At 62.6% G+C, this 17,964-nt stretch carries 14 protein-coding genes; 4 read left to right on the top strand and 10 right to left on the bottom strand.

The window, feature by feature from the left end; all coding sequences use genetic code 11:
* Positions 1-127 precede the first annotated feature (127 nt).
* The 4 genes from ACG2LG_RS10310 to ACG2LG_RS10295 all read left to right on the top strand — a co-directional run bounded on the left by ACG2LG_RS10310 (position 128) and on the right by ACG2LG_RS10295 (position 6,109).
* Positions 128-3,643 (top strand): hypothetical protein, encoded by a 3,516-nt coding sequence (locus tag ACG2LG_RS10310; RefSeq protein WP_396258720.1) that lies wholly within the window; start codon positions 128-130, stop codon positions 3,641-3,643.
* 12 nt (positions 3,644-3,655) lie between these two features.
* Positions 3,656-4,330 carry a hypothetical protein gene (locus tag ACG2LG_RS10305; protein WP_396258718.1) on the top strand — a complete coding sequence of 225 codons (675 nt, stop codon included), beginning with the start codon at positions 3,656-3,658 and terminating at the stop codon, positions 4,328-4,330.
* A gap of 100 nt (positions 4,331-4,430) precedes the next feature.
* On the top strand, positions 4,431-5,465 hold the full coding sequence (locus ACG2LG_RS10300) for an ROK family protein (RefSeq protein ID WP_396258717.1): 1,035 nt from the start codon (positions 4,431-4,433) through the stop codon (positions 5,463-5,465).
* Entirely contained in the window at positions 5,462-6,109 is a 648-nt protein-coding gene (locus ACG2LG_RS10295) for a hypothetical protein (RefSeq protein WP_396258716.1), read from the top strand. Before ACG2LG_RS10300 ends, ACG2LG_RS10295 begins: the two co-directional genes overlap by 4 nt.
* Here ACG2LG_RS10295 and ACG2LG_RS10290 read toward each other — a convergent pair.
* The 10 genes from ACG2LG_RS10290 to ACG2LG_RS10245 all read right to left on the bottom strand — a co-directional run.
* A complete protein-coding gene (locus ACG2LG_RS10290; protein ID WP_396258715.1) occupies positions 6,043-6,597 on the bottom strand; it encodes a hypothetical protein in 555 nt (184 codons plus the stop codon). The genes ACG2LG_RS10295 and ACG2LG_RS10290 overlap by 67 nt on opposite strands.
* Positions 6,598-6,733: 136 nt before the next feature.
* Positions 6,734-7,393: a phosphoribosylanthranilate isomerase gene (locus tag ACG2LG_RS10285; protein WP_396258713.1), complete on the bottom strand. Its 660-nt coding sequence runs from the start codon at positions 7,391-7,393 to the stop codon at positions 6,734-6,736.
* A 131-nt stretch (positions 7,394-7,524) separates the two neighbouring features.
* On the bottom strand, positions 7,525-8,178 hold the full coding sequence (locus tag ACG2LG_RS10280; protein WP_396258712.1) for a response regulator: 654 nt from the start codon (positions 8,176-8,178) through the stop codon (positions 7,525-7,527).
* Complete coding sequence (locus tag ACG2LG_RS10275) at positions 8,175-10,181, bottom strand: histidine kinase (protein WP_396258710.1); 2,007 nt, start codon at positions 10,179-10,181, stop codon at positions 8,175-8,177. Before ACG2LG_RS10275 ends, ACG2LG_RS10280 begins: the two co-directional genes overlap by 4 nt.
* Before the next feature lie 92 nt (positions 10,182-10,273).
* Positions 10,274-11,083, bottom strand: a complete 810-nt coding sequence (locus tag ACG2LG_RS10270; RefSeq protein WP_396258709.1) for an ABC transporter permease — start codon at positions 11,081-11,083, stop codon at positions 10,274-10,276.
* A 42-nt stretch (positions 11,084-11,125) separates the two neighbouring features.
* Entirely contained in the window at positions 11,126-12,982 is a 1,857-nt protein-coding gene (locus ACG2LG_RS10265; protein WP_396258708.1) for a c-type cytochrome domain-containing protein, read from the bottom strand.
* Between the two features lie 121 nt (positions 12,983-13,103).
* Positions 13,104-13,475, bottom strand: a complete 372-nt coding sequence (locus tag ACG2LG_RS10260; RefSeq protein ID WP_396258706.1) for a hypothetical protein — start codon at positions 13,473-13,475, stop codon at positions 13,104-13,106.
* 451 nt (positions 13,476-13,926) lie between these two features.
* Complete coding sequence (locus ACG2LG_RS10255; protein ID WP_396258704.1) at positions 13,927-16,698, bottom strand: PSD1 and planctomycete cytochrome C domain-containing protein; 2,772 nt, start codon at positions 16,696-16,698, stop codon at positions 13,927-13,929.
* Positions 16,699-17,055: 357 nt separating this feature from the next.
* Positions 17,056-17,505 (bottom strand): hypothetical protein, encoded by a 450-nt coding sequence (locus tag ACG2LG_RS10250; protein ID WP_396258702.1) that lies wholly within the window; start codon positions 17,503-17,505, stop codon positions 17,056-17,058.
* Between the two features lie 25 nt (positions 17,506-17,530).
* On the bottom strand, positions 17,531-17,964 hold a 434-nt coding region (locus ACG2LG_RS10245), incomplete at its 5' end, for a hypothetical protein (RefSeq protein ID WP_396258701.1).

Below are 17,964 nucleotides of genomic sequence, written 5' to 3'. Positions count from 1 at the left end.
GATCCGTCTATCGAGGGATCTAGGGCAGGCAACGGGGACCTCGAGTTCGAGGGGGATCGCTCAACCGAAGTGCTTGAGAATTTCAGGTTGCAAACGATTGTGTGTGTATTATGCCAACACACTATCCATGGAGCTTCGGAGAAAAAAGGTTCAACAAACCTTGATGCGGCAGGGGTTTGCGCTGGTTGTGACGGTCTCGCTGATGGTGCTGCTTTCCCTGCTGGCGATCGGGTTGCTTTCATTGTCTTCGGTGACGCTCCGAAGCTCGGCCAAGCAGCTCGCCCAGGCCGAGGCCCGGTCCAATGCCCGAATGGCATTGGTGATGGCTGTGGCCCAATTGCAGAAGCAACTCGGGCCCGATCAACGAATCTCCATGACGGCCGGTCAGCTTGCAAAGCCCGGCAGCGATGGCGAAGCGAACCGGGCCGCTGCCGGCAATCTCCACTGGACGGGAGTCTACGATGCCTGGTCATCGACTTCCGTCGACCGGCCCGACCCCACGTTCCGTTCGTGGATTGTGTCCGGCCAACCGAATGCCACCTCGGAGTTGGAGACGGTTGAGACCGAACTCGCTTCAAGCAATTCCATCGAGCTGGTCGGTAGTGGAACGCTGGGAACCACCGCGACGGGGCAAGTCAAAGTTCCCGCCGTGAATCTTGCTCGTGATGGGTCACCCGGTGGTCGCCTGGCGTGGTGGGTCGGCGACCAGGGTGTGAAAGCCGCGCTCGGCACGCCGGCGCCCGCCGAAGGCGACACCCTGGCTGTCGTCCGCAACAACATCCAAGCTGCGCCACGCAATGCGGTCGAGCTGGCGGAAGTTGCAGATACGAGACCGTTCTCGCTGCTGGCCACGGACGATCCAAGGCTGCCGAAAGTGACCAGCTGGCAGCAAAGTGCGCACCTGGTTGCCGACCCAGACGGGCCCCGTCCGCTGTTTCATGACTTGTCGGCATTTTCCACCGGCATGCTGACGAATGTCCGTTCAGGGGGCTTCCGCAAGGATCTGTCGATGAAAATGGAGACCTACACGGACCCTCCGGATCTATCCGATCCCGAGAACATCCTCTACACGGTGAGGAGTGATATGACAGGGAACGATGAGGTGGGTGTCAATTTCATGGAGCTCTGGAGCTATTACCATCTCTACAAGGAGCTCAACTACGGTGGTGGCTTGAATTACACCACGGGCGGCAATCTTCCTTCGACCGCGCCATACTTGCAGACCAAGCGCACCGAGGATGAACTCAACACCGACCCCTGGGATCGGCTCAAGCACCCTGTCACCATCAATTATCAGACGATCTATTCATTTGAGGCCGATCCACACCCTAGTGAGGCCGGGAAATATGTTATTTGGTTGAACTTTGATCCGGTCGTGACGCTTTGGAACCCGCTGGACGTCGCGGTGGACATTCCGAGACACTTGGTCAACGGCAGTCCGAGATGGAATTATCTCTACTCTTTCTGGATGATTCCATATGACATCAATATTTCCATCAATGGTGGACCGGATATCCGCTGTTCCATTCTCAAGTCATCAAATTGGAAAAATGATGGAAATTTCCTGAAGCTGAATGCCGGAGTGGCGGAGACCTTGACCCTGAAGCCCGGGGAAGTGGTTAAGATTTCTCAGGATGGCGATCTGTCCAGCGACCAGCGGGGGCAGAGTGTCGGTGGCTGGGAGGGCTTCAACGGCAAGAAGGGTTTCAACTACGGAGGTGGTGCCCGCGTGCCCTTGGTTGCCGAAACCAGCTCTCTCACCAACGCGGCTGACGTGGATCGCGTCGTCGTGTCGCCGAATGACACGATCTCCTACAGCGTTACTCCGAGGCAGAGGGCCGAGTCGGGCAATTCACCAAAGTTCGCGCTCACGCACGTCTGGTTGAATCTCGGTGGCAGGGGAGGGAGCCTTCAAAGCTTCATGTCCGTGGACAGCCGAGTGGGCTATTCGCGTGTTCAAGTCGGCGAGCAGAGGCGATACGGGCAGTACTGGGGGCCGAACCCTCTGGATATTCGGGCCGATGAGCATCCCGAGGTGTTTCCGGTGATCGACGGCCCAAGTATGACACGTGATCTTCCGGTGGGGGCACTGATCAGTGAAAAGGTGCCGTTCATGCTCCATTCCTACTTTGTGAAAACAGAGGAGGAGAATCTGTCGGGGTCGAGGACGATGGCGAGGTTCAATCCGCGGGCCTACAGTCTTAATTTTTACGATCTGTCGAAGAGGGAGCGCGACATGATGCCCTTCGAGACAACGACCATCGGGATGACGAGTTGGCTGGACGCCCCGTTGGACGAGTCGCTCTCCGGCCAGGGGTACTTCGGATCCAGTCTCGGTGCCGAATTCGGCTCGAACTTCGTGACCACCCACAGTGTGCCGCGGCAGCCGATCATCTCGCTCGCTGCGCTGCAGCATTCGTGTGCCAACGGGTTCAACATGCCAAACAGGGGATTGCCTTGTTTTGATGGCAGAAAACCTGATCATACGAATCGAATCTACCCATTGGAGCCACAGATTTCCCACGCCATCGGAAACTCGTTGGCTCCGTCCGTGATTCCGCCGGACAAGACAACCTACAACATAAGCGGTTATCCACACCCGCTCGCAGACCACTCGTACCTCGCCAACCGCGAGCTCTGGGATGACTACTTCCTGTCGGGCATCGCACCCCAGCCTACCCCGGCTTTCAGCGAGGCGAAAGACCAGGAGACGGTCGCCCGCGAGTTTTTCGGGGAACAAAAGGAACTGCCCACGGCACGCTATCTGCCTGACCTCGGCGGGCGCGACCCGGAAGAACTGGTCGATTCCTGGTTCTCAGGTGGTCGACCGACCCAGGATTCGATCCGCGAGGTCGCCGGCTACCTGCGGGTCGATGGGATGTTCAATGTGAACTCGACCTCCGTGGAGGCGTGGAAGGCGGTGCTCGGAGCCCTGAAGGATCGAGAGGTCGTAGTTCGGAGCGACTCCGGCGCGGAAACGATTGACGACGCCGATGGCGACACTCCTGTCGCCAGCCTGTTTGGCCCGTTCGCCGAGATCATCGAGGACCAGGCAGCGATGCAACCCGAACAGTGGAACGGTCGCCGGACGTTGAGTGACGACGAAATCGACAGCCTTGCCCGTGGGATCGTCAGGGAGGTGCGCAGGCGCGGGCCGTTCCTCAGTCTCGCCGACTTTGTCAACCGGCGCATCGGCGGCGACGAGGAACTTGCACGCTCCGGCGCGATCCAGAGCGCCCTCGACTCCGATGAGGTTACCGTCAACAGGAGACAGAACTCCGGCCGCAGCGTCTCCGGGGCGACGGCAGGTCGTTTTGAGTTTCCCGAGGCCGAGCAAGGCGTGATGCACTACGGCGCTCCCTCCATCGTCAGGCAGGCGGACATCCTGACTCCGATTGCTCCGGTTCTCTCGGTCCGCTCCGACAGCTTCATCATCCGCAGCTATGGGGAATCGGTCGACGCCGGCGGGAAGGTGCTTGCCCGAGCATGGTGCGAGGCCGTGGTCGAGCGCCAGAGCGACTACATCGACGGCGCCGACACTCCTGAAACGGAGGCGGCCGACCTCACCGAGGCGGTGAACCGCGAGTTTGGTCGGCAATTCCGGATCGTTTCATTTCGCTGGCTAAACCCCCGTGAAGTTTGAACATTGCTGTGCGTGATTCGACTGGGCTTCATCTGTGTTTTTCTGCTTTCGGTGGCCGGCGCCGCGCCTCTCAAGGAAGGTGAAGTCGAGGTCCGTCTGCTCGCGGAGAGAATTCCCAGAGACCTGGGCAAGGTGGTCCTCGCCACGAATGAGGCGAGGTCGGAGCCCGCCGATCTGCCCATGAACAACCTGTCAAGACCACTTAAGCCACCGGCGAGAGCATTCAGTGTATGGTCGGTCGACAGGAATGTTTCCATTGCCAGCATCCAACTGCCCGAAGAGGGCAACTCGTTTATTGTTCTGCTGCTGCTGCCCGGTTCCGAGCCCGGTTACAGACCCGTGGTCATTCCATTTCGTGACCCAAGCTTCAGGGCCGGCGATATCTACTTCTATAACAATGCCGATAAAACCGTGGTGGGCATCCTGGGCACTGCCAAGTTTTCACTTGAGCCCAAGCGTGGCAAGGTGGTGCGGCCACGGGGATTCGGCGACGAAAGATACTATCATGCCATGCTCGGCGTGAGGGACGGCGGCGAGAACAAGCTCATCAAATCCATGAAATGGCCATCGTCGAAAACGACGCGCAACTACGTGTTCTTCTACATGGATCCAGTGAAGAAGCGGGTGACCTACCGGGCGGTTGATGAGTTTCTTGTTTCGCCCGAGCCGATAGAGGAAACCCGCTGAGTGCCGGGAAGCTTCCAAAAATCGGCTTGTGGTGCCGGATCGACACTTTCAGACTCCGGGCCGTGTTCCCGGAAGGGAGTCCCGGGAGGGGTATGACCGAATGAGTGATTCGATTTTCATTGGTATTGATGGCGGGGCGACGACCTCGAAGATTGCGGCGGTGCGTGGCGACGGGTCCATCGTCTCGATGGATCTGCAGCAGCAGCCGACCGGATCGGAGGGCGGTCCGTCCGGGGTGATCGACGGCTGGCTGGCGGGGTCGAACGAGTTCCTCGAGCGCAACGGCCTGGGCTGGGATCAGGTTCAGGGGATCGGCATTTCCGTTCCGGGTCCGTATCTCGAGTATGGCGTCATGGGCGCATCGCCGAACCTGCCGCCTTCCTTCGACGGCTGGAGGATCATCGACGACATGACCGCGGCGGTGGAGAAGCGGATCGGCCGCAGGCTTCCGATGGTCATGGGCAACGACGGCAACTTTGCCGGAGTGGCCGAGGCGGCGCGGGTTCGGGAGAAGGGCGGTGGCAGCGTCGCCCTGCTGGCACCGGGGTCCGGTTTGGGTGGGGCCTTCGTCGATGCCACCGGTTTGCCGCTGGAAGGATCGACAATCTCGGGCATGGAGATCGGGCACATCCCGGCTCCGCTGCAGGTGCTTGGTGCCAAGGCGTACCGGTGCGGTTGCGGCCGGGACTGGGGCTGCTTCGAGATGTATACCAGCCTCGCCGGGCTGCCGTATCTGTTCGAGGAGGCGCTGGAGCGCTATCCCGACCACCCGCTGGCGAAGATGGATGGCACCCCGAAGGAGCGCATCCTTCCCCTGCGTGGCCTGGCACAGGAGGGCGACGAACTCGCCCTCGAGTTGTTCGATTTTCAGGCGAAGGCCATGGGCCTGCTGATCGGGACCCTTTCGATGACCGTGGACCCCGACGTGTTTGTCGTCGGTGGCGGCCTGATCGATCCGGATGCCACCACGCCGGAGTTCCGGGCGCGCTATCTCGGAGGAATGCGCGAGACGGCGCTCGAATACCTGTGGCCGGTGCAGCGGAAACGCCTCAATATTGTGGAGGCGGAGCTGGGGGAACTTTCCCAGGCCATCGGAGCGGCCTTGGTGGTGCTTCTACAGCGGGGCGCGACGTGATCGACGGGCTCGAGGAGATTCCGCTGAAACGGGCGGACGGGGATCTGCCGGACGAGGTGCATGGCTGGCTCGATGCCAGCGAGGAAGTTTCGCAGGAGTTCTACGGAGAGGGGCTGGGCCGGCGCTACTACCGCTACGTGCCGAGCGATCCGGTGGTGGTCTACCGCTCGATTGAGGCCCTGGTGGTGGGTCACGAGCTGCGCGGACGGCGCTTCTGCGAGCTTGGCTGTGGTTTTGGCGTGGCCTCGGGGCTGGCGAACCTGTTGGGCTTTCAGGCCGAGGGAATCGAGTGGGAGGAGGAGCTGTGCCGGCGGGCCCGGGCGCTTCGCGACGCCCAGGGACTCGACTACCTGGTGCACCACGACAGCTATCTGCCGGAGGGTTTCGAAGTGGTCCAAGGGATGGGCGGCAAGGATCTGGTGGTTCCCGGCGGACCTTCCTCCTCGCACCCGATGTTCGAATTTCTCGATCCGGCGGAGGTTGATTTGTTCTTCGTCTATCCGTGGCCGGACGAGGAGGAGTTCATGGCGCGCCTCTTTTCGCACATGGCCGACGAGGGAGCGGTGCTGCTCATCTATCAGGGCGAAGGTGAGATTTCGGCGTGGCGGGATGGGGGTGCGGGTTGTTCCCGGGACTTTGCGTAGTCGGCCATTTGCTCGAGGACGCGGGCGGTCTCCCTTGCCCGCAGGCCGAAGGTGTGCGCGACGCCGCCGGCGATGGCCGCCGGGACCGCCCCGAGGAGCGCAAATACCGGGGCGAGAAAAGCCCAGATCGCACCTGGAGCGGTTGCGGAGAGCAGGACCCGGATGGGGTCGCGCAGCTGTGCCTGGAGGTGCGCCCTCGTGATCGGAGTCGGGCTTGAGATCAGCTCAGACTCCATGCAGCCGAAGCACTCGCAGCCAAAAGCGGCCGGATCATGAACGAGGTAGCGCTCTCTTGCCGAGCGGAGCTCGTGCAGAGAAATCGAGAGCGCGATGATCGAAGTGCAGGCGATGATCAACAGCCCGCTTCTGCCTGCCCCGCGAACCATCGCGAATGCCAGCTTCCTGCCGTCGCGCCCGGCCTGGTAGCCGGCCCAGATGCCGCCGCCAAGCCCGGCGGCGATGACCGAGGCGGAAATCGCAGCACCCATCCAATCCGAGTTGGAGATGTTGAAGGCGAGGAAGTCGATTCAGCCTTCTACGGACTCAAAGGGAAATTTCTCCCAAGCCCTTGATCGCTCCGGCTTGGGATCGGGAGGTCGCGCGTCTTTCCTGGTTGCTCCCGGATCACGCCTGCCGGACCGCGGCCATCAGTTGCTCAACCTTTGCGAAATCCTTGATTCCAGGAGCCGACTCCGCGCCGGAGGCGATGTCGATTGCGGCGGGCCGGACGGTCTGCAAGGCCTCCTCGGCGTTCTCCGGCGTGATGCCACCGGCAAGGATGACCGGGAGCTTGGGATGCTCTTTCACGAAGTCTCCCGCCGCGTCCCAGTCGATCGTTTCTCCTGTGCCCCCATAGACACCGGGTGCGTGGGCGTCGAGCAGCACTCCTTCGGCGCCGAACTCCTGCACGTTGGGCAGCGAGCCATTCTCATCCACCGCGAGGGCGCGGATGACGGGAATGCCGTGGCGCTGGATCAGGGGGATGTCGGACTCGGGTTCGTCGCCGTGGAGTTGAACCACATCGATCAGTCCCTCCTTGAAGAGCGAAACCGGGAGGCCGGTGCCGGCATTGACGAACACGCCGACCCGCAGGATGGACCCGGCGAGGTCACGCAGGAATCCGCCGAGGGCGGGATCGAGATAGCGCTTCGACCTGGGCCAGAAGTTGGCACCGAGGGCGTGAACACCCAGCTCCGCGAGTCGATGGGCGTCGCCTGGGGTCGTGACGCCGCAGATCTTCAGGGAGGGCGTTGATGGGTCGAGAAAGGGCAGGGGAGTGGGCACGCGCGAGGGTCGACCTTGGCACTTCAAATCGCAACGGAAGAAAACGGGAGTGGCCACCGCGATGGTCGAGCCGCACCGGACCCGTCAGGGGAAAATCGTCGGGTGACGGGGGCCCTGGAGGCGAAAGACCTTCAGATCAGGCCCTTGCGCAGCGCCTTGGAGACCGCCTCGGTCTGGGTGCAGACATGGAGTTTTCGGTAAACGCTGCGCAGGTGCATGTCCACGGTGTGAAGGGAGATGTCGAGCTGGTCGGCGATCTCCTTCTTGATGTGGCCCTTCACCAGGGCCCGGAGGACTTCCTCCTCGCGGTTGGTCAGCGGCTCGGTCTCCTCGACGGGGCCGAGCTTTGAGAATCCCTCGAGGATCATGCTGGCGATGGGCCCGGAGAGGGTGGCCGAGCCATTCATCACCCCGCGGATGCCGTTGACGATGTCGTCGGGATCGGCGGTCTTGAGGAGGTAGCCGGAGGCCCCGTTGCAGATGGCGCGATAAACGCGCTCGCGGTCGTCGAAAGAGGTGAGGATGACGATCTTCTGCTCGGGTGCGCGGGCCCGGACCTCGAGCAGTACCTGGAGGCCGTCCTTTCCGGGCAGTCCGAGATCGAAGAGCATCAGGTCGGGGAGCTTGGAGCCAAACTCGATTTCGGCATTCAACTCATCCGGATGCGTGAACACCTTCTCGCAGGCCATGTCGTCCTCGCTGTCGATGAGGCGGCAGATCTGCTTGGCGAATTTCGAGTGGTCCTCGAGAATCCAGATCCTGATCGTTTTGGTGTCCTCGCTCATGCCGTGGAATTTGCTGTGGTGAGAATGCTGCGCTTGACCTCGAGGTGCAAGCTTGTGCCCTGACCCTGCTTGGAGTTCACCTCGAGCCGGCCTTCCAGCACCGCTGCCCGGTCGGCCAGCTTGCGGACCGCGGCGGGGGTGCCGCTCTCGTCGACGGGCAGGCCGATCCCGTTGTCCTCGACCTCCATGACGAGGCTGTCGCGCAGGTCGCGGACGTGGATGCGGACCTTGGTGGCTTGGGAATGCTTGAGGACGTTGTGAAGCGCCTCCTTGTAGAAGAGGAAGAGGTGGCGCTTGGCGTCGAGGGTCATCTTCGAGGCGGTGCGGTTCGAGCGGCAGACCAGTTCGTAGTCGATGTCGCGGAGCAGGCGTTGCGCGCAGTCGCGCATCCGCTGGACGAAGTCGCCGATGGTATCCTGCCGCCGTTCGAGGAGCCAGACGATGTCGCGCATGGCGAGGGAGCTTTCGCGGGCGATCACTTCCACCTCGTCGAGGTCCTCGGCCAGTTCGTTGGGGCCCTGGAGCCGCGCGAGGTCCTTTTTCGCGGAGCGCGCGATGAGGGAGATGCTGCCAAGATTGCTGCCGATATCGTCGTGAAGGTCGGAGGCGATGCGTTTGCGCAGGCTGTCGACCTGCTTGCGGGAGACCAGGCGTCGGCGCTCCACAAAGGCGACCGGTATCAACAGGGTCAGCCCGATGGCGACCGACGCGCCCCAGGTGGCGTTGAGTTCGCTTTCGGCGGCCATGCTGTTGCGCAGTGGAACGATCTCGGAGAGTTCATCCTCGATGGCGCGGCGCTCGGTGAGCTGGCGCAGCCAGACGCCGATCGGGAAGACCTGGAGGCCATTGGCATAGCCATCCACGAGGCTTTCGCAGGCCTCGGCGTCGGTACCCGACAGCCGGACCTTGATGTCGGCCTCGGGAGCGAGGTTCCGGCCCTGCGACCAGACCTCGATCTCGGCGATCGGATGGAAGCGATCCCTTCCCGCATTGACGGCGGATTCGGCGTGGATGGTGACGAAGCGGGCGGGGGTTCGAGCGGCGATGAAGCTGATGGGGGTGTAGGTTTCACCGCCCTGATGTCTCCATTCCCGGGCCACTCCGGCTTCTTCCGGATCGTTGGAGAGGCTGACCCGCAGGCCTTGGGGCAGGGCGGAGACCCCCCCGAGTTCCGGGAGTCGCACGGGGAACATGACGATCCGTTCGACCGGGGTTTCCTGGCCAAGATCAATCTGCCATCTGGCCGCCTGCTCGCCTGCTCGCACGTTGAGCAGTTGTCCGCGGGAATTCGTCCACTTGCCGCCCTCCCAGGTGCCGAGCGGGGAACGGCCGTCGATCACGTAGTTGGCATCCCAGTAACCGGGATCGTCCAGCGAACCGTGGGCGGACACCTTCGCTCCGAAGGACACCGGCTCGCCCCCCGAGATGATCACCATTTCGGCCAGGCTCGAAATCGACTGGAATCCCCGGTGGTGCCCGAGCAGCACCCGCAGGCGCACGTAGCGGGCGTCGACATCCCGGGCGACGATGCGCATCGGGTAGCCGTCCTGGTTCTCATGGATCTTCTGCCGGGTCTCGTAAATCACGCGGGCATCCGAGAAGTCCTTATCAAGCGCGGCCTCGATGCGGATACGCATGGGGAAGAGCGTGCGGGACTCACCCAAGACAATTTGTGCGGGAACGAGGAAGATGTCCTCCAGCGGATACACGTCGCCCAAATCAAGGGTCAGGCTCGGCGGCGGCTGGTCACCATCCTGCACGGCGCGCCAGCCAAAGGTCTCCTTGAGGGGCTTCGGGGAGTAGACGGCGAGGCCCCGGACGCGGTTCTCCAGCCAGGTGAGGCGGTCTTCCACCTCAACCAGCGAAGGGTTGATCAGGCGGGCCACCCGGCCAATCGGATGTGAGGATTGAGCTTCCTGGGCGAGTGAGGAAAGGGGTGAAATGCCGACCAACACCAGGGTGAAGGCCGCAATACGCAGGCTGATCGCAGGGCGAAAATTCATCAGTTCAGGGGAAACCGCACTGATTATTTAGCATTTTTTAAATTTCGCTCCAAGTTTTTATTGAACGTTTTTGTAATTTTGAGGTCGGGACCTCACGAGGAAGCGGCTTTGACCAGCAATCCTCGCTCCCGGGCGATGCTCAGCATCCGAGAAAACAGGGCTCCGGCGGCGGTCAGGTAGAGGAGATTGAGGCCTGAAGCGATGATCAGGTGCCCGGGGCCGGAGCCCTCGGCCTTGAGGACATCCCGCATGCCTTCGAAGATGTGGGCCGGGGGCATGGCGTAGCTGATGGTCTGCATCCACGGTGGCAGGACGGAAATGTCGTAGAAGACGCAGGCAAAGGGCTGGATCATGAAGGGCACCGCCCAGGCAAGGGATTCGGCGGCATGACCGAAGCGGAGGATCAGCGAGGTGGAGATGATGCCGATCGACCAACCGAACACGAGAAGGTTGGCGTAGAAGGGGATCAGCAGCCACTCGAAGGCCAGAAGGTTGAAGCGGTAGGAGACGAAGGCGATGACGGCCATGACCACGGCCGTCACCAGCACCCGCAGCAGGCCCACGGTGAAGCTGGCCGCGAGGTATTCGGTCATCCGGATGGGAGCTGCGAAGATGTTGAGCAGGTTGCGAGTCCAGACGTCCTCGAGGAACGAAATGGCGACGCCCTGCTGCGAGCGGAAGAGGGCGTCCCAGAGAATGATGGCCCCGATCAGGAAGGTGATGAAGCGGGCGAAGCCGGCATCGGCCCCTCCGGCATTCTGTTGGAGGAAAACGGTGACGAAGCCCCAGACCAGCAGTTGGACGATGGGCCAGAAGAAAAGCTCGAGGGCCCGCACCGGGTTGCGGGTGAAGAGCAGGATCTGGCGACGCACCAAGGCGAGGATGATCGCGGGACGCAGCATCCCCGGGAGTCCGACCGAATCGCAACTGCTTGGCAAGCGCGCTTAATCGCTGGTGCCGCCAGAGGCGTGATACAGGCGCTCGAGCCGGGAGGCCTCCCGGTAGCGGTCGGAGGCCCGGGGGATGAGTTCGTCGATCGCGTTCCGTTGATCGCCCAGTTGGCTGGCCGCAACATCGAGTTCCCGGATCAGCGACTCGATCCGGTGGTCGAGAAGTTCAAGCACCGAACGGCGTTCGTCGGCGATCGCCGGGTCTTCGTTCGCCACCGGGGATTCCAGTGTGGAACGTTCGGTCCGGCGTTCGGCAAGATGCGCGCGCAGGGCCTCGACCTTCTCGGCCTTGTCCCGAAAGGATGCGATCTCCGTCTCGGCGGTGGTATCGATGCCGGCCGCGGCGGCGCGGGTCGTTCGTGATGAGAGATTGAGGTGGGCGCGGTACCAGCGCCGCTGCTGCCGGAGCAGACCGGTTCGGCGCCCGGCTTCTTCCGGGTCGGGTCCGCTCAAGGCCTGTGCGATTTCCGTGCGACGGATGGCGATGGGTGGCGGGTTGTTGTGGAAGGTGTCGACGTGCGCGCCGTCGGCGATCCGGTGAACATGGATCCGGCCCTGGTAGTCACCGATGAAGACTTTTGTTCCTGCGGGATCGATGGCGAGTCCGGTGGCGAGATCGGGCAGATCGCTGATGATCTGGAGCGGCGAGAAGTCGGCCTTCCAGATCTTTGCGGAACGCTCGCGGCCGGCGGTGGCGAAGCGCCCGTCGGGGGCCCAGGTGAAAGCCAGCACCCCGCCCTTGTGCGCGTCCAGTTTCCGGACTTCGCGGCCGCCGTTCATCTCCCAGAAGCGCACGCTGCCATCCTCGGATGCCGTGGCGAGCAGGTTCGAGTCCGAGCGGAAGCTCGCGGAGCTGATGGCCGCCTGGTGCCCCCTGAGCGTGTGGAACTCGGCGCCGGTGAGGGCTTCCCAGACCCACACGCCGCCATTGCGATCGCCGCTCGCCAGCAGGATGCCGTCGGGCGAGTAGTCGAGCGAGGTGATCCAGTCGGTGTGCTTGCGGATCGCGGCCGTCTGCGAGCCATCCGCCGTGTCCCAGAGCTTCACCAATCGGGATGGCGAACCCGTGGCCACCGCTGCCAGATCGGGCCGTAGGTCGGCGGACAGGACGGAGTCGAACTCGCGGCCGGCGGTGAGCACCCGCTCCCCGCTGATAAGGTCGAAGCTCACGGTAAGACCGGATTTTCCGGGGTGGCCACCGCCGACGATGAGGTAGCGGCCGTCGGGAGTGATGGCCAGCGATACCGGGTCGCCCTCGGGGAAGGGGAGGACGCCGACGAGTTCGTGGCTGCGGGTGTCGTGGAGCAGCACCTGACGCTGCGAGGTGACGGCCAGCAGCGGTGCGCGCGGCGAGGCGACCATCGCCCGGATGGGCGAGGGGCGCGCGGCCACGACCGCCGGTTCAAGCAGCAGATCCCGGGGCATCGGCGGAGGACCGGAGTGGGCGTCCGCCGTGGCTTCGCGGAGGCTGGTGTCGAACTTCGGCTTGGAGGCCTGGCGCGCCTTGGAGCCGGGGTTTTGCAGGAGCCCTCCTTCGATCCAGGCCCGGAGGGTGGCGGCGTGGTCCTTGGAGATCGCGTCGCCCTCCGGCGGCATGATCGGTTCGGCGGTCCGCAGGACGACCGCCAGGAGGGTGGAGGAGGTGTCGCCGGGTTCGACAATCCTGCCGCCGGAGCCACCCTTCATGGTCCCCTGGTAGGTGGAAAGGTCGAGGCCACCCTTGGCCTTGTCGGGGTTGTGGCAGTTCAGGCAGGACTGCTCGAAAATGGGAAGGACATGCTCGTCATAGGTCACCTTGCCCGCTCCATGAGCGGGGAGGGCGAGCGCGATGAGGGGCAGAAGGCGGTGCAAGTCGGCGGAAGGTGGTTCTCCTGACTACGCGGCGGCGGGGTCGCACTTGTCGCGGGAAAAGAAGCGACCCGCACCGTCGCCGGTGCGGGTCTATGGCATCGAACCACGAACAAATTCTTCTTCAACCCACCGGGACCCTGAGTCCGAGGGTGGCGGTGATCGAGCCGATCAGCAGGGGCACCAGCGAGGCCGGATCGGTATTGAGAATGCTGGCGAACTGGAAGTAGGCCTTGTGCCCCTCGGTCGGGAACAGCACCAGAGGAACGGTGATGACCGCCGTGGTCAGGAGGACCGGGAGCATGGCGGCAATGATCAGGAAGGCCTGCCGGCGACTGTAGCGACCGGCAATGATCGCCTTGAAGCCGTCGACATAGCACGACTTCAGAAAGCCCGGGATCTGTCGGAGGAACACCATGGCATGCTCGGCGGCGACCTTGAAGTGGAGTTGCTTCGGCGCGACCGAAGCACACGACACATGGGATTGGGACAGCATGCGCTTGGGATACACGGGATCGCGTAGGTGCTCAATAAAAATTTCAAAAATATTGAACATCCGCGACCCTGGATTGTCAGTGTTGAGGTGGAATTGGAAAAATTCCCTGGGTTTCCAGGGTCTTGGGGCTGACGGGGGTAAGCCCGGATCATCCGGCTAGGGCGAATGGCGCTTCCTTGAGCGGTTCTCTCGATGGTCCCGAAGGGGCCACACATGGATAGCCGGGCGCTTCAGCGCCCGGAACCGGGGAGAGATGTTCCCCCGTCGGAAACCGACGGAACAGCAGGAGCGCGCCCTGCAGAAACTGCATCGTCGGTTTTCGACGAGGGAGTTCGCTCGGCGACCACCGGGGACTCGAAGTCCCCGGCTACGGATGTTTCGTCCCTTCGGGACGCCCGACCCCATGGCTTAAGGAAGTGCCATTCGGGAAGGGGCGGGCATTCCGCCCGGCTCAGTGGTTGAAGAGAAATTCCTTGGAGTTGAGCAGCGCCCAGAAGATGTCGTCGAGGATCTCGCGGGTTCTGGCGGGACTGCCCTTCGCCTCGTTGAGGTGCTCGGCCAGGGCTTCGGATTCCCTGGCCGTCGGATCCCGGCCGAGTGCGCGCAGGTAGAGATGCCGCACGATCTCCATCGGCTCCTGGCCGGCGTCGAGGCGGGTGCGCACGACCGGGCTCTGCTTGATGCGGCGGTGCGTGGCGTCGCCATTCAGGAGATGGAGTGCCTGGGACAGGTTCGGCTCCATCCTGACCTCGCAGGAGCAGACCGTGGCCCGCTTCGCGCGGCCGAAAGTGGTGAGGAAGTAGGTCGAGGTGTTGCCGTCGGCGATCTCGACGGCGGACGAGCCGAGGGGCAGGCCCTTGAACTTGTTCGGGGTCGCGGTGACGTGTGAGATCGTATCGAGCAGCACCTCCGCCCGCATGCGCCGGATCAGCGACCGCGAGAAGTTCCGTTCGTCCCCGGCATTGGTCGCATTGGTCCGGCTGGAGAGCTGGTAGGTGCGGGAGTTGCAGATCTCCCGAACGATACTGCGGATGTCGTAGTTGGAGGCGGTGAAGTTCCGCGCCAGCGCGTCGAGGAGTGCGGGGTTGGATGGCGGGTTGGAGATGCGGACGTCGTCGACCGGATCGGTGATGCCGACGCCGAAGAAGTGCGCCCAGACGATGTTTACGACGTTCCGGGCGAACCAGGGGTTGTCGGGCGAGGCGAGCCAGTCGGCGACGGCCTTGCGCCGGGTTTCGCGGCCGAGTTCGGCGGGTGCGGTCGATCCGAGGAAGCGGGGTGCGACGTTTTCCCCGCTGACCGGGTGCCGGATCTCGCCTCCGCCCTCGAAGACCACGCGCTCCCGCGGGTCTTCGGCGCGCTTCCGCTTCACCCGGGCGAAGAACGAGGCGAAACCGTAGTAGTCGTCCATCGTCCACCGGTCGAAGGGGTGGTTGTGGCACTGGGCGCACTGGATGCGGGTGCCCATGAAGACCTGGGCGACGTTCTCGGTGAGCTTGAGCACGTCCTGCTCGATCTGGAAGAAATTGGTCGGCGGGTTGTCGAAGGTGCCGCCTTCCGAGGCGAGGAGCTCGCGGGCGATCTCGTTGAACGGGGTGTTGGAGGCGATGCGCTCGCGCAGCCAGCCGTGGTAGCCGAGGGCGGCCTTGTAGGACACCTGGTTCGGGCCGTTGTTGATGGTGCGGATCTGTAGCAGCTCGGCCCACTTCATGACCCACATCTCGGCGAACTCCGGGCGGGCGATGAGCGCCTCGACGAGTTCGGCGCGCTTGTCGGCCGACTTGTTGGAAAGGAAGGCCGCCCTTTCCTCGACGCTTGGCACGCGCCCGATGATGTCGATGTAGACCCGCCGGACGAAGGTCTCGTCGGTGGAAAGCTCCGAGGGAATGAGGCGGAGCCGATGCAACTTTTCGTGGACGTGGTGGTCGATCCCGTTGAACTCCGGGAGCGATGGCCGGGTGTACTCGACCTCGCGGGGTATCACGATGGCTTGGGAGCCCTCGGTGAAGGTGTGGAAGCGGGCGAGCAGGAAGGCTTCGCCGCGGTTCTTGGACCGGGCGGTGCCCGTGCGGGGATCGATCTCGACCGCGTGGTCATTCGAGGTGGAGAAGCTGGAAAGAGCCGTGACATCGCGGTCGGTCCCGTCCGAGTAGGTCGCTCGAACGGTCATCGGCATCTCAAGGTCGCCGCCCTTGAGGACGAGTTGGGGTGGCTCGACCTCGATGCCGGTGGGGTGGGGGATCTCACCCTCGTCGTAGCCGGCTCCATCCCGGATCCATTGCAGCAGGGTCTGATATTCCGGACTGTTTTCGTCGAAAAGCTTGCCGCCGGTGTGGGGAACCGCGCCGATCGCCTTGGTCAGCAGCAGGGATTCCTCGGGTAGTCCCAGGTTGACCCGGCGGCCGGCCATTTCGCGGGTGAGCCGGAAGTGGTCACCCTCCGGGTCGTAGCCGTAGAGGGTGAGGTGGAAGCCGTCCTGGCCCCGTGCCGATCCATGGCATGAGCCGGTGTTGCAGGTGGCCGATGTGAGCACCGGCATCACGTCGAGTTGGAAGGAAACCGGGCGGGGTTGAGCGGCGTTCTTCACCACGACCGGCACCGACGTCGTCAGGCCCCGGTATTCCAACTCGAGCGTGGTGGTTCCATCCGCAAGGGGATCCAGCCGGGTGTCGGTGAGCGAGGCGATCGCCGGATCGGCCAGGCGGGCCCGCACCTGGCGTGTCACGTCGTGGGTGGCGGCATCCTTCATGTGGGCGATGACCACGACGCGGTGGAAGTCGGCGGCGGTCTCCAGAGTGACCATCTTGGGGAAAGCTTCGATCGAGGCGATGTCCGGGTCAGGCGGGGCATTCCATCCGGGCAGGGCGGTGTCGGCCCGCGGTGCCAGCGTCACTCCGTTCGGCCACGGGGCGCCCTCGGAGATCCAGGCGCGGATCGCCTCGATCTCTCCGGCGGCGAGCGGGCCTCCCCTGGGCGGCATCAGGTCGTCGTGATCCGCATCGAGAAGAATTCTCCCGAGCAGCAACGAGGATTCCGGATCCCCGATATTGATGCCTGGGCCGGTGTCGCCGCCGGCGAGCATTTGCTCGCGCGTTGTCAGCAGCAACCCGCCCTTGGCTTTTTCCGGGTGATGGCATTCGAGGCAGCGGGTCTCCAGCGGAACCCGGGCTTCCTCGAAGGTGTTGGCGGAAGCCGAAACCGTCCCGGCCAGTCCCAGGGCCACCAAGAGTCTGTTTCGTAACATAATCGTCGGCTACGCTGTCACTGTTCGGCATGTTTCAAGCCCGGGCTTGCCCTGCGTTTCAGTTGCCTGTGAAGGCCAACTCAAGCAGAAATGTTGAAATGAAGCACCTGACCCCATCCAAGACTCCACCTGACCCCAGACGGTACCCACGTCGGCGGTGACGGTGAGGTAGGCGGTCCGGAGGCTGAAAATGTTTAAATGCAGCACCTGACCCGAAACATGACCCGAAACAGACCCGAAACACGCGAGTGGGCCACTGCGCACGAGAAGCTTCGATCCGAAACTTGGCATGCATACCGGTTGGCACGTCCAATGCGGTTGGCTGCAACTATTCTTTCATATCTCTGATAGACCTCCAAAGCGTGAGGCTAGTTCGTTGAAGTCCTTAATCTCTTCTAGGGATCCCAATACGCTACTTGCCTGCTTGCCATCCAACTCCTCAACGGTCGCTCCTTGAAGAATTGCGCACGTTGCCCCCCTTTTCTTAAGCGCCCTCTTGAGCTCTTCACAAGCAGACTCAATAGAGCATGGCCCCAAATCTTCGAACTCATAACACACTCTAACGGGTGCCGAAGCCCCCCGTGCCCAGCGAAGCCACCAAGGATCTAGCCGTTCATAAGAAGAGATGCCGCGAATCTTCCAGAAATTGCCATTTGAATCGAGCATGTTCGCTCCGAGATTAACCCCCATGAGGCCTTTAAACGTCTGCGTCAAATTCTCCACGCTAGAGCAATACGTCACATGACGATCATTAAGCAACAAGACCGGGGCAACCACCTTCCACATGACTGGATTTCTGGCTGACATCAGATCACTCGACTACTTTCCCAGTGCTTACATCAACCGTCGTGGTGGTTCCGTCCTCCTCTATAAAGATGGCGACGTTCTCAGGTGGATCTCCGATTTTTGAGAACGTTGAAGATGCCCGAAGTCCGAGATTGATATTGAGGTTCATAAACCACTTCGGCGTTCCATACCAAAACCGCTCATACCACGCCAAGCTCAGCTGCCTCGACCGCCCATGAACTGCCAAGTGCACGGCTTTGCTTGAGTATGTTCTTCCGCCACGAACCAACTCCGGGATCGGCACAAGGTTCCAAGGTTGATTCTTGAACCACTCTGGGAAAAACCTCCCAATGCCCTGTCGTGGCACCAGTTCATGAGCGTTTTCTAGCGCGGAAAAGGGGTGACGTCGAGAATGGAACCCCATGAACGAAAAGACAGAGAGGGTCCGCAAAAGGACCC

The sequence above is a fragment of the Haloferula sp. A504 genome, assembly GCF_044385805.1.
GTDB lineage: Bacteria > Verrucomicrobiota > Verrucomicrobiia > Verrucomicrobiales > Akkermansiaceae > Haloferula.
This window is presented reverse-complemented; position numbering and strand designations above follow the sequence as displayed.

Coding starts and splice junctions, on each gene's coding strand:
- ACG2LG_RS10250 (WP_396258702.1), bottom strand. CDS start 17,505: ATGTGGAAGGTGGTTGCCCCGGTCTTGTTGCTTAATGATCGTCATGTG.
- ACG2LG_RS10300 (WP_396258717.1), top strand. CDS start 4,431: ATGAGTGATTCGATTTTCATTGGTATTGATGGCGGGGCGACGACCTCG.
- ACG2LG_RS10270 (WP_396258709.1), bottom strand. CDS start 11,083: ATGCTGCGTCCCGCGATCATCCTCGCCTTGGTGCGTCGCCAGATCCTG.
- ACG2LG_RS10260 (WP_396258706.1), bottom strand. CDS start 13,475: ATGCTGTCCCAATCCCATGTGTCGTGTGCTTCGGTCGCGCCGAAGCAA.
- ACG2LG_RS10290 (WP_396258715.1), bottom strand. CDS start 6,597: ATGGGTGCTGCGATTTCCGCCTCGGTCATCGCCGCCGGGCTTGGCGGC.
- ACG2LG_RS10275 (WP_396258710.1), bottom strand. CDS start 10,181: ATGAATTTTCGCCCTGCGATCAGCCTGCGTATTGCGGCCTTCACCCTG.
- ACG2LG_RS10280 (WP_396258712.1), bottom strand. CDS start 8,178: ATGAGCGAGGACACCAAAACGATCAGGATCTGGATTCTCGAGGACCAC.
- ACG2LG_RS10310 (WP_396258720.1), top strand. CDS start 128: ATGGAGCTTCGGAGAAAAAAGGTTCAACAAACCTTGATGCGGCAGGGG.